Origin of the sequence: Kitasatospora sp. NPDC089913 (genome assembly GCF_044748625.1) — a bacterium.
Classification (GTDB): Bacteria; Actinomycetota; Actinomycetes; order Streptomycetales; family Streptomycetaceae; genus Kitasatospora.
In genome coordinates this window covers 1-14,014 of the sequence record NZ_JBIVGI010000018.1, presented here as the reverse complement: position 1 = coordinate 14,014, position 14,014 = coordinate 1, and the positions used below count along the sequence as shown (strand labels likewise).

Annotated in this window: 14 protein-coding genes; 10 read left to right on the top strand and 4 right to left on the bottom strand. The window is 73.4% G+C overall.

What is annotated here, in order from left to right; all coding sequences use genetic code 11:
* The first annotated feature begins 323 nt into the window (after positions 1 to 323).
* The gene (locus tag ACIPYS_RS25380; protein WP_400749889.1) at positions 324 to 1,265 is read left to right on the top strand and encodes a hypothetical protein; all 942 of its coding nucleotides are present in this window, start codon (positions 324 to 326) and stop codon (positions 1,263 to 1,265) included.
* Here the strand turns inward: ACIPYS_RS25380 and ACIPYS_RS25375 are convergent.
* Positions 1,262 to 2,584, bottom strand: coding sequence for a D-arabinono-1,4-lactone oxidase (locus ACIPYS_RS25375; RefSeq protein WP_400749886.1), 1,323 nt, complete (start codon positions 2,582 to 2,584; stop codon positions 1,262 to 1,264). The two genes, ACIPYS_RS25380 and ACIPYS_RS25375, sit on opposite strands and share 4 nt — an antisense overlap.
* A gap of 93 nt (positions 2,585 to 2,677) precedes the next feature.
* The gene (locus ACIPYS_RS25370; RefSeq protein ID WP_400749883.1) at positions 2,678 to 3,934 is read right to left on the bottom strand and encodes an MFS transporter; all 1,257 of its coding nucleotides are present in this window, start codon (positions 3,932 to 3,934) and stop codon (positions 2,678 to 2,680) included.
* A 133-nt stretch (positions 3,935 to 4,067) separates the two neighbouring features.
* On the opposite strand from ACIPYS_RS25370, the gene ACIPYS_RS25365 reads away from it, so the two are divergent.
* Together ACIPYS_RS25365 and ACIPYS_RS25360 are read left to right on the top strand one after the other, a co-directional pair.
* Positions 4,068 to 5,210, top strand: a complete 1,143-nt coding sequence (locus ACIPYS_RS25365; protein WP_400749880.1) for a ferrochelatase — start codon at positions 4,068 to 4,070, stop codon at positions 5,208 to 5,210.
* Positions 5,211 to 5,264: 54 nt separating this feature from the next.
* Entirely contained in the window at positions 5,265 to 6,071 is an 807-nt protein-coding gene (locus ACIPYS_RS25360; RefSeq protein ID WP_093864853.1) for an inositol monophosphatase family protein, read from the top strand.
* Between the two features lie 225 nt (positions 6,072 to 6,296).
* Here the strand turns inward: ACIPYS_RS25360 and ACIPYS_RS25355 are convergent, their stop codons facing one another.
* On the bottom strand, positions 6,297 to 6,482 hold the full coding sequence (locus ACIPYS_RS25355) for a hypothetical protein (RefSeq protein WP_030301315.1): 186 nt from the start codon (positions 6,480 to 6,482) through the stop codon (positions 6,297 to 6,299).
* Between the two features lie 502 nt (positions 6,483 to 6,984).
* Between ACIPYS_RS25355 and ACIPYS_RS25350 the strand changes: the two genes are divergently transcribed.
* The 4 genes from ACIPYS_RS25350 (at position 6,985) to ACIPYS_RS25335 (ending at position 11,112) form a co-directional block, all read left to right on the top strand.
* On the top strand, positions 6,985 to 7,638 hold the full coding sequence (locus tag ACIPYS_RS25350) for a response regulator transcription factor (protein ID WP_030396557.1): 654 nt from the start codon (positions 6,985 to 6,987) through the stop codon (positions 7,636 to 7,638).
* A gap of 55 nt (positions 7,639 to 7,693) precedes the next feature.
* Entirely contained in the window at positions 7,694 to 9,013 is a 1,320-nt protein-coding gene (locus ACIPYS_RS25345) for a sensor histidine kinase (protein ID WP_400749875.1), read from the top strand.
* A 382-nt stretch (positions 9,014 to 9,395) separates the two neighbouring features.
* The gene (locus tag ACIPYS_RS25340) at positions 9,396 to 10,304 is read left to right on the top strand and encodes an acyl-ACP desaturase (protein ID WP_093864852.1); all 909 of its coding nucleotides are present in this window, start codon (positions 9,396 to 9,398) and stop codon (positions 10,302 to 10,304) included.
* A 508-nt stretch (positions 10,305 to 10,812) separates the two neighbouring features.
* Positions 10,813 to 11,112 (top strand): DUF4193 domain-containing protein, encoded by a 300-nt coding sequence (locus ACIPYS_RS25335; protein WP_030396554.1) that lies wholly within the window; start codon positions 10,813 to 10,815, stop codon positions 11,110 to 11,112.
* Between the two features lie 236 nt (positions 11,113 to 11,348).
* Here ACIPYS_RS25335 and ACIPYS_RS25330 read toward each other — a convergent pair whose 3' ends face one another.
* Positions 11,349 to 11,798, bottom strand: a complete 450-nt coding sequence (locus tag ACIPYS_RS25330; protein WP_400749871.1) for a DUF3093 domain-containing protein — start codon at positions 11,796 to 11,798, stop codon at positions 11,349 to 11,351.
* 115 nt (positions 11,799 to 11,913) lie between these two features.
* On the opposite strand from ACIPYS_RS25330, the gene ACIPYS_RS25325 reads away from it, so the two are divergent.
* The 3 genes from ACIPYS_RS25325 to ACIPYS_RS25315 all read left to right on the top strand — a co-directional run bounded on the left by ACIPYS_RS25325 (position 11,914) and on the right by ACIPYS_RS25315 (position 13,868).
* Positions 11,914 to 12,531: a PaaI family thioesterase gene (locus ACIPYS_RS25325; RefSeq protein ID WP_231978753.1), complete on the top strand. Its 618-nt coding sequence runs from the start codon at positions 11,914 to 11,916 to the stop codon at positions 12,529 to 12,531.
* Positions 12,528 to 12,995, top strand: a complete 468-nt coding sequence (gene dut, locus ACIPYS_RS25320; protein WP_093860213.1) for a dUTP diphosphatase — start codon at positions 12,528 to 12,530, stop codon at positions 12,993 to 12,995. The genes ACIPYS_RS25325 and dut overlap by 4 nt, the downstream gene beginning before the upstream one ends.
* A gap of 69 nt (positions 12,996 to 13,064) precedes the next feature.
* Positions 13,065 to 13,868: a DUF3710 domain-containing protein gene (locus tag ACIPYS_RS25315; protein WP_093864850.1), complete on the top strand. Its 804-nt coding sequence runs from the start codon at positions 13,065 to 13,067 to the stop codon at positions 13,866 to 13,868.
* The last annotated feature ends 146 nt before the right edge of the window (positions 13,869 to 14,014 follow it).

Genomic DNA, 14,014 nt, shown 5'->3' with positions numbered 1-14,014 from the left:
GACCGGTGTCGCCGTGCGCGCCTGCGCCACCACTCCTTGTCAAGCTGCCGGTTGATGGGCAGTCGACAAGTCGACCTGGGCTCAGGCTTTACGAACAGTACTCCATTCGTGGCATCCGAAGGGGCGGCTCGCCGCTCAAGTCTCCCGCGATTCACGGGAATCTCAAGAGCACACGACCCCAATGGCCGAGGATCGACCGATGAACGGTGATCATCTTCACATATATCTCTCGCGGAGAACCGCATTTTCGACCCTTGTGTCCTTCTTTGGGCAGGATGGAGTGACTTGTTCGAAGGACAGTCGTACTGACGCGAGGGATGTCGATGCCGGAGCAGAAGCCCGAACGGGGCGCGGCGGAGGAAGGTCGCAGGCGAATTGATCTGAGTGCGACTCAGGTCGCCGCCAGCGCGCTGGCCACCGTGGTGGGGGCGGTGCTGGCGTCCGAACTCGGGGTGTACGGAACCATTCTCGGCGCGGCGGTGGTGAGTATCGGCGCGACCACCGGCGGGGCGCTGTTCCAGCACCTCTTCCGGCGCACCGGCGAGCAGCTGCGCGGCGCGGTCGACCGCGCCGCCGGTCCGGGGCAGCTCGCGAACGGTCTGCGGCAGGCGCCGGAGCCGGACCGGGCCGACCCGGTCCCGCCGCCCGGTCCGGACGGGTGGAGCGCGCCGCGACTGCTCCGGGCGCGGCGCCGGCGGAGCTGGAGGACGTACGCGGCCGTCTCGGCCCTGGTGTTCACGGTCGCGATGGTGCCGATCCTCGCCTTCGAGCTGGCGACCGGCCGACCGGTGTCGGCGACGGTCCAGGGCGAGTCGGGCACCGGCACCTCGCTGGGCGGCCGGGTCGACCGGAAGCCGCCGGGCGACGCGCCGCCCTCCGGGCCGGCGGCCGTGCCCTCGCCCTCCGCGGGCCGGGACGGCGGCGCCTCCGGCCGGCCGGCCCCCGGTGCCCGTCCGGGCGAGGACGGCGAGGGGCCGTCCTCCGCCCCGACGGCCTCCCCGTCCTCCGGCGCCCCGGGCGGTTCCGGCGCCACGCCGTCCGCGCCGGCCTCGGGCTCCCCCTCGGCCCGCCCCTCCGGCGAGCCCTCCGCCCCGGCCACGTCCCCGGCGCCGTCCGGCGGCGGGAGCGCCTCCGCGAAGCCGTCCGGCGGCGCGGTCCCGAAGCCCCCGGACCCGACCACCGCCGTCGTCCCCCCGTCGGCGGCCCCGGACCCGGCGACCACGCCCCGGGCCCCCCAGCTGCCGCCGGCACCCCAGGCGTCCTAGGCGCCCAGTACCCGGCGCAGGTAGTCGTTGCCGAAGCGGCGGTCCGGGTCGAGCTCGTCGCGCAGCGCGGTGAAGTCCGCGAAGCGCGGGTAGACCCCGGCGAGGTACTCGGCGTCCCGGGTGTGCAGCTTGCCCCAGTGCGGCCGGCCGCCGTGTTCGGTCATCAGCCGCTCCACCGCCGTGAAGTAGCCCTGCTCCGCGGTGCCCCGGTACAGGTGGACGGCGAGGTAGGCGGTGTCCCGGCCGTGGGCGGTGGAGAGCCAGACCTCGTCGGCCGGGGCGAACCGCACCTCGACCGGGAAGCTGATCCGCCAGCCGGACCGCTCGACCAAGGCCCGCAGCTCGCGCAGCACCTCGCCCACCGAGGCACGCGGCACCGCGTACTCCATCTCGACGAAGCGCACCTTGCGGGGGCTGGTGAAGACCCGGTGGGCGGTGTCGGTGTAGCTGCGGTCCGACCAGGCCCGGCTGGCCAGCGCGGCGATCGTCGGCACCGAGGCGGGGAAGCGGCGCCCGACCCGGCAGGCACCCTCCCAGACGGTGTTGGAGAGGAAGTCGTCCTCCAGCCACCCCTTGAACCGGGGCAGCGGCGCGGCCGGCCCCTGGCTGCGGTTGTTGCGCTTGGTGGAGCAGCGGTCGGTGTGCGGGAACCAGTAGAACTCGAAGTGCTCGTTGACGGCGGTGAGGTCGTCCAGCCGGTGCAGCACCTCGTCGAAGCGCATCGGCTGCTCGTGCGCGGTGAGCAGGAAGGCCGGTTCGACGGCGAGGGTGAGCGCGGTGATCACGCCGAGCGCGCCGAGGCCGAGCCGGGCGGCCTCGAACAGCTCCGGGTCCGCGGCGGGGGAGCAGTGCCGGACGCTTCCGTCGGCGAGCACGATCTCCAGCCCGCGGATCTGGGCGGCCAGCGAACCGGAGTCCCGGCCGGTGCCGTGGGTGCCGGTGCTGGTGGCGCCGGCCACGGTCTGCACCTCGATGTCGCCCATGTTGGTGAGCGAGAGGCCCGCGGCGGCGAGCAGCCGGTTGAGCCGGTGCAGCGGCAGTCCGGCCTCGACGGTGACGGTGCCGTTCTCGTGGTCGATCCCGCGGACGGCGGTCAGCCCGTGCGGGCGGACCAGGACGCCGTTGCCGGCGGAGGCGATCGCGGTGAAGGAGTGGCCGGAACCGACCGCCTTGACGGTCTCGCCCCGGTCGGCGGCGCGCAGGATCTCCTTGGCCAGTTCCTCCGCACTGCCGGGGGTGACCACCCGCGCGGGCACGGTGCTCTGGTTGCCCGCCCAGTTGGTCCAGCGGGTGCGGGCAGCGGTACTGGCCTGGGGCATTGCGGCGCCTCCTGCTCCGTGGCCGAACGGGCTTCGGCTCACCTCGTTCCCTACCCGCGGGTAGGCCGCGGGTAGGGAGGAGGGTAAGTCAGGTCAGCGTCCGAGGTCCACGGTTTCGGCGGACGCGGGGCTGCCCGGTTCGGCGTCCAGCCCGGCCCGCAGCCGCTTGAGTCCGGCCGCCGCCGTCAGGACGCCGAACAGCCCGGCGGTCAGCGGGACCCAGTAACCGGCCGCCGCCCCCGCGGCGTCGATCGTCCAGCCGCCGACCGAGGAGCCGATCGCGACGCCGATCGCCAGCCCGGTGGTCGTCCAGGTCATGCCCTCGGTCAGCTGGGCGGGCGGCACCAGCCGCTCGACCAGGGCCATCGCGGTGATCAGGGTGGGGGAGATGGCGATGCCCGCGATCAGCAGCGCGCCGCCGACCGCGACCAGGCCGCCCACCCCGCTCACCGCCTCGGCGACCAGCAGCAGCGGCACCATGCTGACCGCCATGAAGACCACCCCGCCGAAGAAGCGGCTCGCCATCGACCCGGTGAGCTTCAGGGTGCCGAACACGAAGCCGGCCACGCAGGAGCCGAGCGCCCAGAGCGCCAGGATCACGCTGGCGAGCGCCTTGTGGCCCTGGGCCTCGGCGTAGGCGACGGTGACCACCTCGACCGAGCCGAAGATCGCCCCGGTGGCGACGAAGGTCAGCACCAGGACGACCAGGCCGCCGTTCAGGATCGCGCTGCGGCCGGTGTGGGCGTGCGCGGGATGCAGCGGCGGCTCGGTCCGCCGCTGCGCGGTGAACAGGGCGATGCCGACGGCGAGGAAGACCCCGGCGAGCAGGACGCCCGCCTCCGGGAAGACCGCGGTGGCCAGTCCGATCGACAGGATCGGGCCGACGATGAAGCAGACCTCGTCGACCACCGCCTCGAAGGAGTAGGCGGTGTGCAGCTTCGGCGCCTCGTCCCGGTACAGGTGCGCCCAGCGCGCACGGACCATCGCGCCGGTGCTGGGCATCCCGCCCATGCCGACCGCGAAGACGAACAGCGTCCAGGTCGGCGCCGAGAAGTGGGCGCACAGCAGCAGTCCGGTCGCGGCGGCGATCGTGATGACGGTCGCCGGCACGGCGACCCGGCGCTGCCCGTGCCGGTCCACCAGCCAGGAGACCATCGGCCCCAGGATCGCCGCCGAGACCGCCAGCGTCGCCGACACCAGGCCCGCGATGCCGTACGAGCCCCTCAGCTGGGAGAGCATGGTGACGATGCCGATGCCGGTCATCGAGATCGGCAACCTGGCGATGAAGCCGCTGGACGAGAAGGCCAGAGTGCCGGGGGCGGCGAATATCTGGCGGTAGCTGGACAGCACGGGAGCTCCGCAAATCGGGGGTAAGGGACGAGGCTGGTCTCAACAGCTTACGAACCTTGGCAATCGGTATTTTCCGGACACCGGGCGCCGTCCCGGCGTCGGCCCCGGGGCCCACAGTGGCAGGATCGGTCCCATGTCCGACGCGCGCAACACCTCCCTCACCGGCGCCGCCCCGTACGACGCCCTGCTGCTGCTCTCCTTCGGCGGGCCCGAGGCCCCCGAGGACGTCGTGCCGTTCCTGGAGAACGTCACCCGCGGCCGGGGGATCCCCAAGGAACGGCTCCGGGAAGTGGGCAAGCACTACTTCCTGTTCGGCGGCGTCAGCCCGATCAACGAGCAGAACCGCGACCTGCTGGCCGCGCTGCGCAAGGACTTCGCCGAGCACGGCCTCGACCTGCCGGTGTACTGGGGCAACCGGAACTGGGCGCCCTACCTGGTCGACACCCTGCGCGAGCTGGCCGCCGACGGGCACCGCCGGATCGCCGTCCTCGCCACCAGCGCCTACGCCGGCTACTCCGGCTGCCGCCAGTACCGGGAGAACCTCGCCGACGCGCTGGCCGCCCTGGCCGCCGAGGGACTGCCGGAACTCCGGGTCGACAAGCTGCGGCACTTCTACAACCACCCCGGCTTCGTCGAGCCGATGACCGAGGCCACCCTGGCCGCCCTGGACCGGCTGCCCGAGCGGACCAGGGCCGGCGCCCGGCTGGCGTTCACCACCCACTCGATCCCCGACACCATGGCCGAGACCTCCGGCGCCCCGGACGACCCGGCCCGGGGCCGCCCGGGCGGTGCCTACGTCGCCCAGCACCTGGACGTCGCCCGGCTGGTCGCCGCCGCCGTCGCCGCTCGCACCGGCGTCGCGGACCGCCCCTGGGAGCTGGTCTTCCAGAGCCGCAGCGGCGCCCCGCACATCCCGTGGCTGGAGCCCGACATCTGCGACCACCTGGAGGCGCAGCACGCCGACGGCGCCCCGGCCGTGGTGATGGTCCCGATCGGCTTCGTCTCCGACCACATGGAGGTCAAGTACGACCTCGACACCGAGGCGACGGCCAGGGCGGCCGAACTGGGCCTGCCGGTCGCCCGGGCCGCCACCGTCGGGGCCGACCCCCGGTTCACCGCCGCCGTCCGCGAGCTCGTCCTGGAGCGGGCCGCCGCCGAGCGCGGCGAGCCGGTGTCCCGCTGCGCCCTGGGCGCGCTCGGGCCCAGCCACGACGTCTGCGCGGTGGCCTGCTGCCCCAACCCGCGCGCGCCCCGCCCGGCCGCCGCCGAGCGCTGAGCGCCCGGTCCCGTTCCGAACCGTCCCGGAGGAGAACCCGTGTCCAGCCCCGCCGTGCCCGACCCCGCCCTGCTCGACGAGCTGCTCGACGTCGCCCTGGACGCCGCCCGCCGGGCCGGGGCGCTGCTGCTCGACGGCCGGCCCGCCGACCTCGGTGTGGCCGGCACCAAGAGCAGCCCGGTCGACGTGGTGACCGAGATGGACCTGGCCTCGGAGAAACTCGTCCTGGAGCTGATCACGGCCCGCCGGCCCGAGGACGGCTACCTCGGCGAGGAGGGCGCGGAGCGGCCCGGCACCAGCGGTGTGCGCTGGGTCGTCGATCCGCTCGACGGCACGGTCAACTATTTGTACGGGCTTCCCTCCTGGGCGGTCAGCGTGGCCGCCGAGCTGGACGGGCACGCCGTGGTCGGGGTGGTGTACGCCCCGGCGCGCGGCGAGCTCTTCCACGCCGTGATCGGTCGCGGGGCCCACCGGGACGGACAGCCGCTCTCCACCCGCCCGGCGCCGCCGTGGGGCCAGGCGCTGATCGGCACCGGCTTCGCCTACGTCCGCGAGGTGCGGGTGCGGCAGGCCGAGGTGGTGCTCGCCCTGATGCCGGAGGTGCGCGACATCCGGCGGGCCGGCGCCGCGGCCGTGGACCTCTGCGACGTCGCGGCGGGCCGGTTGGACGGCTACTACGAGCGCGGGCTGGCCCCCTGGGACCGGGCGGCGGGCTGCCTGATCGCGGCCGAGGCCGGCGCCCTGGTCGGCGGCCGCCCCGGGCACGGCCCGGACGGCGAGCTGACCGTGGCCGCCGCGCCCGGGGTGTACGAGCCGCTCCAGGAGCGACTGGCCGCCCTGCGGGCCTGGGCCGACCGGTAGGGCGTGTCTGCACCTTCCCGCCGGATGTCGCGACGCGAACGTGTGGACACGCCCCGACGCCACCGGGCCCGCCCGCGCGACGGCGGGCGGGCCCGGTGGCGGTTCCGGCCACGAGGGGCAGCGAAGAGCCCTGACATACGGGGGATGCCAGGGCCTGGGTTTTCGCACGGCCCCCGTAGGGCCGCTGGTGCCGGAGGTCCGGCGACGGGTCGGGCGGTCGGAGGATCAGGCGGCGGTGCGGTGGCGCTCCAGCACCGTGTCCACGCCGTGCTCGGCGGCGAGACGGCGCAGATCGTCCAGCTCGGACTGTTCCACCTCGGCGAGGAACTCGTCCCCGGCCTCGATCGCGCGGTGCAGGTCCTGCTCGGCGTTGGCGATGCGCTGCAGGATTCCGGCGGTGAAGGCGTCCATACGGGCCCCCTTACTGTGTCGGACGTGCACGGTCGTGCGCCCCCTGCCCCAGGTGTGCGGTAGCCAACGGAAGCGTCCGATCCGGTTCGGTGAAGATGTCCGGTCGGGCGCGGAGACGGCCCTCGGCCGCTCCCGTGACGCCCCGAGCCCCAGGGCCGGCGCGGATGAACGCACGGCGGGTGGGTGCGATCGGCTCAGAAACCGGATCGCGGGTGTGCAGCTGTCCTCCCCGCCCCCGGGGTGGGGAAACCTCCTGCCGCGAGAAAGTTGCCCGCGTCACAGTCCAACCGGACTGTTCCCGCCACGAACCCCTGTGCGAACCCCTGTGCGGACCCCGGCCGCGGACCCCCGTCGCGGAACCGCAGCGCGCCCGGCACCGTCCGGCGGCGGACCTGCCTCCGGGGCAGCTTATCGCTGCTTTACCGCAGGACCAGGCAGGATGGAGGCACCGTCGGAGCCGTGCGTCCGCCTCCGGGGCCGGCCTGGAGAAGGGACAACGACCGTGCGGGTTCTCGTCGTCGAGGACGAGCAGCTGCTCGCCGAGGCAGTCGCCACGGGTCTGCGCCGCGAGGCGATGGCCGTCGACGTGGTGTACGACGGGGAGGCCGCGCTCCAGCGCATCGCGGTCAACGACTACGACGTGGTCGTCCTCGACCGCGACCTGCCGCTCGTCCACGGCGACGACGTCTGCCGCAGTGTGGTCGAGCAGGGCCTCGCCACCCGGGTGATCATGCTGACCGCCTCCGGCGACATCAGCGACCGGGTCGAGGGCCTCGAGATCGGGGCGGACGACTACCTTCCGAAGCCGTTCGCCTTCAGCGAACTCGTCGCCCGGGTCCGCGCCCTGGGCCGCCGCGCCACCGTCCCGCTGCCCCCGATCCTGGAACGGGCCGGCATCTCGGTCGACCCGGGCCGTCGCGAGGTCATCCGGGACGGCCGCCCGGTCCAGCTCGCCCCCAAGGAATTCGCCGTCCTGGAGGTCCTGATGCGGGCCGGCGGCGCCGTCGTCTCCGCCGAGCAGCTGCTCGAGAAGGCCTGGGACGAGCACACCGACCCGTTCACCAACGTCGTGCGCGTCACCGTGATGACCCTGCGCCGCAAGCTCGGCGACCCGCCGGTGATCGTCACCGTGCCCGGGTCCGGCTACCGGATCTGACCGGACCCGCCCCCACCCCGCGCCCGCCCCCGGCGGACGCCCCGAGAGGACCATCATGACCACCCCGCCCTCGGCCGGCGGGCCCTCCGGCGCGCCCTCCGGCGGGCGCGCCGTGCCCGGCCGGCCCGTCCCGCCCAAGCCCTCCCAGCCGCCCCGCGCGCCCCGGCTGCACCAGCCCGAGAGCTACGTGCCCGGTGACGGCATGCTCGCCTGGCTGCCCTTCCGCCCGACCATCCGGATCCGGCTCACCCTGCTCTACGGCGGGATGTTCCTGATGGCCGGGGTGGCGCTGCTGCTGCTGATGTACGTCTTCGTCCGGCAGGGCTTCCGCGACAGCCAGGTGCCGAACATCTCGATCCGCTCCGACGTGCCGTTCACCTTCATCACCCCGGACGGGCAGCAGGTGTCGGCCCAGGGCTTCAACAACTGGCTGGACGCCTTCCAGCTGAACCAGGCCAACACCGCGCTGAACACCCTGCTGCGCAAGACCCTCACCATGCTGGTCTGCCTGGCCGCGATCGCCTTCGCGGCCGGCTACGCGATGGCCGGCCGGGTGCTGCGCCCGCTCGGCCGGATCACCCGCACCGCCCGTGAGGTCGCCTCCTCCGACCTGCACCGGCGGATCGAGCTGGACGGCCCGGACGACGAGCTCAAGGAGCTCGCGGACACCTTCGACGACATGCTGGAGCGGCTGGACCGGTCCTTCGACTCCCAGCGCCGCTTCGTCGCCAACGCCTCGCACGAGCTCCGCACCCCGCTCGCGATCAACCGCACCCTGCTCGAGGTCCAGCTCTCCGACCCGGCCGCCTCGGCCGACCTCCAGCAGCTCGGCAAGACCCTGCTGGCCACCAACGAGCGCAGCGAGCAGCTGGTCGAGGGCCTGCTGCTGCTGGCCCGCAGCGACAACGAGCTGACCGACCGCCGTCCGGTGGAGCTGTCCGAGGCGGCCACCCGGGCGCTGGAGCAGACCCGCTCCGAGGCCGCCAAGCGGGAGGTCGACCTGCGCGCCACGCTGCACCCGGCGATGGTCGCGGGCAACGGCATCCTGCTGGAGCGGATCGCGCTCAACCTGCTCCAGAACGCCGTCCGCTACAACTCCCCGGACGGCTGGGTGGAGATCACCACCGCCCCGGTCCCCGGCGGCGGCGAGCTGGTGGTCTCCAACACCGGCCCGGTGGTGCCGGGCTACGAGCTGGAGCACATCTTCGAGCCGTTCCGCCGGGTCAAGGGCGCCGACCGCACCCGCAGCGACAAGGGGGTCGGCCTCGGCCTCTCGATCGTCCGCTCGGTGGTCCGGGCGCACAACGGCACCATCGAGGCGACCCCGCGCGCCGGCGGCGGCCTCACCATGCGCGTGCGCATCCCCGGTATCTAGCGGGCACTCCCGGCACCCCTCCCGCACAGAGGCCGCACCGGGCGGCTCCCGGAGCCGCCACGACCCCTTCACGGCCCTTCTCGGGCCCGTCCGCGGCCCAGCCCGGGCCAGCTCCGTGCGCGGACCGTTCCCAGCCGCCCCCGCCAGGCATGTCAAGACGACATAAGCCCTGGCGGGGGCGGCTTGTCTTTTCCGGCCCGGGCAACTTACGGTGTCGTAACCTACGCAACCGTAAGTGCGGTTGCCCCCAGTACTCCGGTGTGCCCGTCCAACGCGCTCCTCCGGCGCGTGACCTCCCCCAGGAGCCAGACCCGTGACCATCGCCCCCGTGCAGCGCAGCGCCTCGCTCGGTTCGAGCGCCTGGACCGACGCGCGACTGATCATGGCCCTCGAAGAGGTCGTCGAGAAGGAGCTCGAGCGCCACCTCAAGGTCGCCAAGGAGTGGATGCCGCACGAGTTCGTGCCCTGGAGCCGCGGGCGCGACTTCCCCGGCGTGCTGGGCGGCGAGGCCTGGGAGCCCGGCGACTCCAAGGTGACCCCGCTCGGCCGGGTCTCGCTGGTGGTCAACCTGCTCACCGAGGACAACCTCCCGAGCTACCACCACGAGATCGCGACCATGTTCGGCCGCGAGGGCGCCTGGGGGACGTGGGTCCACCGCTGGACGGCGGAGGAGGGGCGGCACGGCATAGCCATCCGCGACTACCTGCTCACCACCCGGGCCGTCGACCCGGACGAGCTGGAGCGGGCGCGGATGTCCCACATGGCCGAGGGCTTCGTGTCCGACAACGCGCACAGCATGCTGCAGTCGGTCGCCTACGTGGCCTTCCAGGAGCTCGCGACCCGCATCTCGCACCGCAACACCGGCCACTACGCCGGCTGCCCGCTGGCGGACCAGCTGCTCGCGAAGATCGCCAACGACGAGAACCTGCACATGGTCTTCTACCGGAACCTGCTGAAGGCCGCCCTGGAGATCGCCCCCGACCAGGCCATGCGGGCGATCGCCGACGTGGTGACCGACTTCCGGATGCCCGGCCACGGCATCCCCGGCTTCGAGCGGGCCGCCGCGCAGATCGCCCTCGGCGGCGTCTACAACCTCCGCATCCACCACGACGACGTGCTGCAGCCCGTGCTGCGCCACCTCAAGGTGATGGAGATCGGCGGACTCGGCCCCGAGGGCCTGCGGGCCCAGGAGGAGCTCGGCGTCTTCCTCGGCGGGCTGGACGCCCAGGCGACCAAGTTCGACGAGCGGCAGGCGGCCCGGCTGGCGCGCATCGCGGCCCGGCAGCAGTAGGCCGGGCGGCGGGTGCCCGTCCGGACGCTCCGGCGGGCACCGCGGCAGACGTACTGGCTTGGGCGGATTTTCCATGGTTTGCCCAGCCCGGAGCCTAACGTGACCAAGGTCACACCGTGTCGCTCCGGGGGATCGGGCAACCCCGGAGAGTGATCATCGTTCGGGCCCCCGCGATTGCCGTCCGTGACCGGAACGGCGATCGGACGCGGGGCGAAGGATCGGCTCCCCGCCCTGGTGGGCAAGGGAATTGGCGGGCGCGCGGGGGACCTTCGCTTACGGAGTGTGTCTGCCGGTCGCTCGCCGACCCGCTCCGGCGATGGCCCTGCGTGAGGCTCCGGGAGCCCAAGTGGATCATCCCGGCGGACCCCCGGCCGGGTGTCGATTGAGTAACAGGGCTTGAAGTAAGGCAAAATCTCCGCCTCGGGTCGGGCACAAGACCGACCCCCCATGCGTTACGTGCGCTGGAGATACCGCACACACCGCACAACCCGGAGGGGGAGAGCGAAATATGGCTACCGACTACGACACCCCACGCAAGACCGACGACGAGCTCAATGAAGACAGCATCGAGGAGCTCAAGGCCCGCAGGAACGACAAGGGCGGCAACGCGGTCGACGTCGACGAGTTCGAGGCGGCCGAGGGCATGGAGCTCCCCGGCGCGGACCTCTCGAACGAGGAACTCTCCGTCCGGGTGCTGCCGCGGCAGGCCGACGAGTTCACCTGCATGAGCTGCTTCCTGGTCCACCACCGCAGCCAGCTGTACAGCGAGAAGAACGGCAACCCGATCTGCCGGGACTGCGGCGCCTGAGGACCAGGGCGTCATGACTCGGGCCTCGCGGTGTCCGCGAGACCGGTGCGACGCCCCTTCCGGCCCCGGGCAGCGGGGCCGGACGGCAGCTCCGGCGTCCGTCCCGACGGACGCACCAGTCGTACGGGCGGACGGAAGCGCGTCTCCCGGAGACGCCGAGGGACGGTACCGCGAGGCGGTACCGTCCCTCTCCGTCTGTTCCGGCCGGGGCCGGGCGTCGGCCCCGCGGGCCCCGTTCAGGCGCGGGCGTTCCGGCGGGCCTCTTCCAGGGCCTCGGCGAGCTTCATCGGCGAGCGGGTGGAGAGGTAGAGGTAGGGCGTCGGGTCGGTCGGATCGCTGACCTCGACCCGGAGCGCGGTCGGCACGTAGCTGCGCAGCAGCATGAAGGCCCGCGGGTCGGCCTTGGGGCCGCGCCAGGCCGCGGCCTCGGCCGGACCGAGCGCGTGGGCGGCGCCGAGTGCGTCCACCGGGATCCGGGCCGGGCCGGCCACCAGGGAGCCCTGGACCACCCGGATCCGGGCGGAGCCGTAACTGCTGATCGCGGCGGCGCCGGCGGCGATGCCGACCACCAGCCCGACCAGGGCGCCCACCGCGCTGATCCGCAGCAGGATCAGGGCGAGCGTGAGGCCGATCAGGACCGGGAACAGCCACCAGGAGCGCGGCGCGGTGAGGCGTTCGTCGTACATGCCCCCCATTGTGGGCGTCGATACACCGGGCTCCCGACGCAACCCCCGCTCCCGGCACGGCTACCGGTCGGTAGGGTTGGGCGCCGTGACCGGTTCGACTGCCCCCACCGCGCCCCTGACCCCCGCCGCCCCCAGCGAGTCCGCGGCCCCGGCCCACCCGGCGTCGCCCGCGACGCCCCCGCCGGAGGCCGTCCTCCCGCCGCGCGCGCCCGAGGCCCCGGCCCCCGGCACCCGCCTCGGCTCCCACTACGAGCACTGCTTCGGCTGCGGCCCGCAGCACCCCGGCGGACTGCGGATCGACGCGGTCGCCGGGACCGGCCTCGACGTCACCGCCGAGTTCACCGTCCGCCCGGAGCACCAGGGCGGCCCCGGGCTGGCCCACGGCGGCCTGCTCACCACGGCCATGGACGAGACCCTCGGCACCCTCAACTGGCTGCTGCACGTCCCCGCCGTCACCGGCCGGCTGGAGACCGACTTCCTCTCCCCGGTGCCGGTCGGCTCCACGCTGCACCTGCGGGCCTGGATCACCGGCGCGCACGGCCGGAAGATCTACAGTGCCGCCGAGGCGCGGATCGGTGGGCCCGACGGCCCGGTCGCCGTGCGCGCACGGGCACTCTTCATCCAGGTGAAGCTGGAACACTTCACCAAGCACGGTCGTCCCGAGGACATCGAGAAGGTCCTCGACGACCCGGACCTGATGCAGCGCGCCCGAACCTTTGAGGTGAACCCTTGAGCACCACCCCCCGCGAGCCCCTCGACGTCCTGATCCGCCGGCTCGACCCCGAGCTGCCGCTGCCCGAGTACGCGCAGCCCGGCGACGCGGGCGCCGACCTGCGGACCACCGTGGACGCGGAGTTGGCCCCCGGTGAGCGCGCGGTGCTGCCCACCGGCATCGCCATCGCGTTGCCCGACGGCTACGCGGCGTTCGTCCACCCCCGGTCCGGACTCGCAGCTCGTTGCGGTGTTGCTCTGGTGAACGCCCCAGGGACGGTCGATGCCGGGTACCGTGGAGAGATCAAGGTGATCGTCGTCAATCTGGATCCGCGCGAGGCCGTCAGCTTCCGCCGAGGGGACCGGATCGCCCAGCTGGTCGTCCAGCAGGTCGAGAAGGCCCGCTTCCACGAAGTGGCCGAGCTGCCGGGGTCGGCACGGGCCGAGGGCGGGTTCGGGTCGACCGGTGGCCACGCCGCGGTCTAGGCTGCCCGCGGCCTCGCAGGAAGCCGAGCAGGTATTCGCATCGGTCTTGGACCGGGAAGGACAGTGACCGTGTTCCGTCGTCGCCAGAAGAGCGAGGACGCTGTCGAGCAGCTCGCCGACGACGCCATCAGCGCCGACGAGACGGCCGATGACGTCGAAGGTTCCGCCGAGAGCGAGAACGTGACCGAGCTGGACCCGACGGACCGGGTCGGCCTGCCGCCGGCTCCGCGTCCGGACGGTCCGTGGGACCACTCCGAGCTGGAGAACCCGGAGGAGGGCCGCGTCGACCTCGGCGGCCTGCTGGTCCCCGGTGTCGAGGGCATGGAGCTCCGGGTCGAGGTGGCCGGCGACTCGATCGTGGCCGCGACCCTGGTCCTCGGCAGCAGCGCCATCCAGCTCCAGGCCTTCGCGGCCCCCAAGTCGGAGGGCATCTGGGGCGAGGTCCGTGAGGAGATCGCCAACGGCATCACCTCGCAGGGCGGCCTCGTCGAGGAGGAGGAGGGCCCGCTGGGCTGGCACCTCCGCGCCCAGGTCCCGGTGCAGCTGCCGGACGGCACGCAGGGTGTACAGCTGGTGCGCTTCGTCGGCTGCGACGGTCCGCGCTGGTTCCTGCGCGGTGTCATCTCCGGCCAGGCCGCCGTCCAGCCCGAGATGGGCGGGATCCTCGAGCAGGTCTTCCGGCAGACGGTGGTCGTCCGCGGCGAGACCCCGATGGCGCCCCGCGACCCGATCGTGCTGAAGCTCCCCGAGGACGCGCAGATGGTCGCCGACGGCGGCGGCGCCGTCGCGGCCACCGGTGAGGGCGACAACCGCTTCGGCGGCACCTCGCTCGACCCGTTCGCCCGCGGCCCGGAGATCACCGAGGTCCGCTGAGCACAGCGCCCCAGCACGCCGATCGCCCCCGCCCGGACCACCGGGCGGGGGCGATTTGCTTCTGACGGTCCGGTCCCCGTACAGTTCCGGAGTCGCCGCGAGAGAGCGGGGACAAGCGGAAAGCGAAGTCGGTTGAATGAAACTCC

What these genes read in the sequence shown, in the direction of transcription:
- ACIPYS_RS25380 (WP_400749889.1), top strand. Translation starts at nt 324, where the DNA reads ATGCCGGAGCAGAAGCCCGAACGGGGCGCGGCGGAGGAAGGTCGCAGG.
- ACIPYS_RS25375 (WP_400749886.1), bottom strand. Translation starts at nt 2,584, where the DNA reads ATGCCCCAGGCCAGTACCGCTGCCCGCACCCGCTGGACCAACTGGGCG.
- ACIPYS_RS25365 (WP_400749880.1), top strand. Translation starts at nt 4,068, where the DNA reads ATGTCCGACGCGCGCAACACCTCCCTCACCGGCGCCGCCCCGTACGAC.
- ACIPYS_RS25355 (WP_030301315.1), bottom strand. Translation starts at nt 6,482, where the DNA reads ATGGACGCCTTCACCGCCGGAATCCTGCAGCGCATCGCCAACGCCGAG.
- ACIPYS_RS25345 (WP_400749875.1), top strand. Translation starts at nt 7,694, where the DNA reads ATGACCACCCCGCCCTCGGCCGGCGGGCCCTCCGGCGCGCCCTCCGGC.
- ACIPYS_RS25340 (WP_093864852.1), top strand. Translation starts at nt 9,396, where the DNA reads ATGGCCCTCGAAGAGGTCGTCGAGAAGGAGCTCGAGCGCCACCTCAAG.
- ACIPYS_RS25335 (WP_030396554.1), top strand. Translation starts at nt 10,813, where the DNA reads ATGGCTACCGACTACGACACCCCACGCAAGACCGACGACGAGCTCAAT.
- ACIPYS_RS25330 (WP_400749871.1), bottom strand. Translation starts at nt 11,798, where the DNA reads ATGTACGACGAACGCCTCACCGCGCCGCGCTCCTGGTGGCTGTTCCCG.